At 67.2% G+C, this 4,616-nt stretch carries 3 protein-coding genes; all 3 read left to right on the forward strand.

What is annotated here, in order from left to right:
• Positions 1-1,523: coiled-coil domain-containing protein (locus tag AC2VLV_RS13605; protein WP_486990488.1), on the forward strand; the 1,523-nt coding region annotated here is incomplete at its 5' end.
• Positions 1,524-1,569: 46 nt separating this feature from the next.
• Entirely contained in the window at positions 1,570-2,625 is a 1,056-nt protein-coding gene (locus AC2VLV_RS13610; RefSeq protein ID WP_486990489.1) for a cell division protein ZipA C-terminal FtsZ-binding domain-containing protein, read from the forward strand.
• Positions 2,626-2,658: 33 nt separating this feature from the next.
• Positions 2,659-4,616, forward strand: a 1,958-nt coding sequence (gene ligA, locus AC2VLV_RS13615) for an NAD-dependent DNA ligase LigA (protein WP_486990490.1), incomplete at its 3' end; no start/stop codon positions are given.

A 4,616-nucleotide genomic window follows, 5' to 3' on the forward strand; every position in this document is an offset into this window, starting at 1 on the left:
AAATCGACAATCTGGAGCGCCAGATCAAGGCCGAGCAGCTCATCGGCGAGCAAAGCCGCGCCCAGCTTCATCAGGCCGAACACGATCTGGGGCAGGCACAGGAGCAGCTCGCCGTGCTGCAACGCCGCCAGCAACAAGACACCCAGCAACTGCACGCCGTGCAGGTGGAACTGCTCAAACTTACCCAGCAGGCGGAGCAAAGCGCCGCGCGCAATCAGCAGATCACCACCGACCTTGGCGACATCGACGCCCAGCTCTATGAATTGCAGGCGCAGCAGGCCGAGAGCGAAGCGCGCTTCGAGGAGCTTGACGCCCGCCTGGCCGACCAGCAGCAGTTGCAGGCCGATCTCGAAACCGAGGTGATGGCCGCGCAGCAGGCGCTCGCCGATGCGCGGGCGCAGCAGCGCCAGCTCGAATCGCAAGCGAGTGAGAGTGGCTATGCGGTGCGCAGCCTGCAACAAAAGCGTGCCGATCTGCAACGCGAGGCGCAGATGGCGCTGGAACAGATCGCCCGTCAGGCCAGCGCGCGCGAAGCGGCGCAGGCCGAACTCGCGCGGCTCAACGAGGAAAGCGCGCAGACCGGCCTGCAATCCGCGCTGACCGAGCAGGAAAGCGCGCAAGCCGTGCTGGGCGCCCGCCGTAGCGAAGCCGACGACATCGCCCAGCAACTGCGAAAGCAGGAGGAGGCTCGGCTGACGCTCGACCGCGACCTCGATCCGCTGCGCCAGCGCATCACCGAATTGCAGCTCAAGGAGCAGGAGTTCCGGCTGCAGGCCGAGCAGTTCGCCCAGCAGCTCGCCGAGGCGCAGGCCGATATCGAAGCGGTACGCGCCAGTCTGCCCGAAGGCGCCCAGGCCCCGGCGCTGGCGCGCGAGCATGAACGGCTGCAGCGCGACATCGCCGCGCTGGGGGCGGTGAATCTCGCCGCGCTCGACGAACTGGGTCAGGCGCGCGAACGCAAACAGTTTCTCGACACCCAGTTCGAAGACCTGCAGACCGCCATCACCACCCTCGAAGACGCCATCCGCAAGATCGACGCCGAAACCCGCGACATGCTGGCCACGACTTTCGAGCAGATCAACGACCACTTCGGCCGCATGTTCCCTTTGCTGTTCGGTGGCGGCAATGCGCGGCTCATCATCACCGGCGAGGAAATTCTCGACGCCGGGGTGCAGGTCATGGCGCAGCCGCCGGGCAAGAAGAACAGCTCGATTCACCTGCTCTCCGGTGGCGAAAAAGCGCTGGTGGCCATTGCCCTGGTGTTCGCCATCTTTCAGCTCAACCCCGCGCCGTTCTGCCTGCTCGACGAAGTGGACGCGCCGCTGGACGACGCCAATACCGAGCGCTACGCCCGGCTGGTCAAAGACATGTCGGCCAGCACGCAGTTCCTGTTCATCTCGCACAACAAGATCGCCATGGAAATGGCCGATCAGCTCATCGGCGTGACCATGCAGGAGCAGGGCGTCTCACGCACCGTTGCCGTGGAAATGGACGCGGCGCTACGCTTTGCCCAGGCTGCTTGATCCACACACTGAGCCGCGCACACACTCAAACCCCGAGGATTCCTGGATGGGACAGTTGCAAATCGCCTTGATCGTCATCGGCGCCATCATCATTGCCGCCGTCATTGCCTACAACACCTGGCAGTCCGGCAAATTCAAGCGCCAGCGCGCCGCCGTCGAAGACGATGTGCAGACCGCGATCGAACCGGCCGGGCTCGACACCCTGACGTCAGACACCCACGGCCACGCGTTCGAACCCGTCGCGCTCAGCCCCGAAGTCGGCCCCAGGCCGCGGCTGATGCCCTTGCAGATCGACCCGCTGATCGACGCCATCGCCAGCTACCTGCTCGAACCCGTGCGTTCGGGCGAGGTGCTGTTGCCGCGCCTGCCCAAGACCGCGCGCGCCGGGGCCAAGCGCATGCTGTTCGAAGGCCGCAACGCCGAAACCGGGCAATGGGAGCCGCTTCAGCCGCAGCATCCCTACGCCGAACTGCAAGCGGCGGTGCAACTCAGCAACCGGGCCGGGCCGATCAACGCCATCGAGTTCTCCGAGTTCATCGCCAAGTGCCACGAACTCGGCGAGGCGCTGAGCGTGGCACCCGATCTGCCCGATATGGCCGAGGCCCTCGAACAGGCCCGGTCGCTCGACACCTTCGCCAACGACAACGATGCGCAGCTCTCCATCACCCTGCGCGCCCGCAGCGTGCCCTGGGGCATCGACTTCCTGCGCCAGCGCGCCCAGGCCGCCGGTTTCGTCCCCGGCACCGAGGCCGGGCGCATGGTGCTGCTTTACCAAGACGTGGAGCAGGCGCCCACACCGCTGGTGCATCTGCAATTCGACGCCCGCGCCGATCTTTCCGACAGCGCCGCCGCCGTCAGCCATGCCACCTTGCTGCTTGAAGTGCCGCAGGCCCCGGCCGCGCAAAAGCCGTTTGGCCGCATGCGCCAGGCCGCCCGCGAACTGGCGACCGCACTCGACGCCGCCGTGGTGGACGACAACAACGCCCCCTTGCCCGACGCCGCGCTCGATCACATCGAAAAACAGCTCGATCTGCTGTACGAAGTGCTGGAGCAGCGCGGCCTGCCCGCAGGCTCCGCCGCCGCACAGCGCCTGTTTTCCTGACGCGCAGGCTTTGACGGCGCGCTTGCTTTCCTGATGACCCAGCCCGATCTTTTCGCGCAGCCCGCCGAGCGCGCGGCGCAATTGCGCGCCGAAATCGCCCGCCTCGATCACGCCTACTACGTGCTCGACGCCCCGCTGGTGCCCGACGCCGACTACGACGCGCTGTTTCGCGATCTGCAGCAAATCGAGGCCGACCACCCCGAGCTACGCACCCCCGACTCGCCGACCCAGCGCGTGGGCGGCGCGCCCCTGCCCGAGTTCGCACCGGTGCGGCACGCCGTGCCCATGCTGTCCATCCAGACCGAAACCGACACCACGCCCGAAGGCGCGGCGGCTTTCGACCAGCGCGTGCGCAACCGCCTCGGCCTGAGCGCTGACGATCCGCCCGTCAACTACTGCGCCGAACTGAAGTTCGACGGCCTCGCCATCAGCCTGCGCTACGAGCGCGGCCTGCTGGTGCAGGCGGCCACCCGTGGCGATGGCGAAACCGGCGAAGATGTCACGCAGAATGTGCGCACCATACGCAGCGTGCCGCTGCAATTGCGCGGCAACGCACCGGCGGTTCTCGAAGTGCGCGGCGAAGCCCTGATGAAGCGCGCCGACTTCGAGCGCTACAACGCCCGCCAGCGCGACAAGGGCCTGCCCACCCTGGTCAACCCGCGCAACGGCGCGGCCGGCAGCATTCGCCAGCTCGACCCGGCCATCGCCGCACAACGCCCGCTGGCCTTCTACGCCTACGGTTGGGGCGAGATTGCTGGCTGGGCGCAGCAGCCCGACACGCATCACGCCATGCTCGATGCGCTCGAGACCCTCGGCCTGCCCGTTGCGCCGCAGCGCGTGCATGGCCCCGGCGCGAAAACCCTCATCGACTTCCACGCCCGCATCGCCGCCGCCCGCGACGCGCTGCCCTTCGACATCGACGGCGTGGTCTACAAGGTCGACAGCCTCGCCCTGCAGCGCGAACTGGGCTTTCGCAACCGCGAGCCGGTGTGGGCCGTGGCGCACAAATACCCCGCGCAGGAACGCAGCACCAAGGTCATCGGCATCGACATTCAGGTCGGCCGCACCGGCAAACTTACCCCCGTCGCCAAACTCGAGCCGGTTTTCGTCGGCGGCGTGACCGTGACCAACGCCACCCTGCACAACGAGGACGAAGTGCGCCGCAAAGACGTGCGCGTGGGCGACACCGTCATCGTGCGCCGAGCGGGCGACGTGATTCCTGAAGTCGTCAGCGTGGTGATGAGCGCCCGCCCGGCCGATGTGGGAGAACCGTTCGATCTCTACCAGCGCCTCGGCGGCCAGTGCCCCGTCTGCGGCTCGGCCATCGTGCGCGAGGAAGGCGAGGCCGACTGGCGCTGCACCGGCGGCCTGTTCTGCGCCGCGCAGCGCAAGCAGGCCATCCTGCATTACGCCAGCCGCAGGGCGATCGACATCGAGGGGCTGGGCGAAAAACTGGTCGATCAACTGGTGGAGGAGGGCATCGTGCGAGTGCTGCCCGATCTGTACCGCCTCGGTCTGCTCAAGCTCGCCGCGCTCGACCGCATGGCCGAGAAAAGCGCGGCCAATCTGCTGCAGGCGCTGGAGGCGAGCAAAACCACCACCCTCGCGCGTTTTCTCTACGCTCTGGGCATCCGCCACGTCGGCGAGGCCACGGCCAAAGATCTGGCGCGACACTTTGGCGGGCTCGACGCCATTCTTGACGCGCCCTTGGAACAGCTGCTCGAAGTGCCCGATGTCGGCCCCGTGGTGGCGCAAAGCATCCGCACCTTCTTCGACCAGCCGCACAACCGAGAAGTGGTGGAACAACTGCGCGCCTGCGGCGTGCATTGGAGTGAGGCAGCGCCCGACCGCGACGCTCCCAAACCGCTCGCAGGCAAGACGCTGGTACTCACCGGCACCCTGCCCACGCTGAGCCGCGAAGACGCCAAGGCCCGCATCGAAGCGGCCGGCGGCAAGGTGGCCGGCTCGGTGTCGAAAAAGACCGATTACGT

The organism is Thiomonas sp. TH-17 (assembly GCF_057473305.1).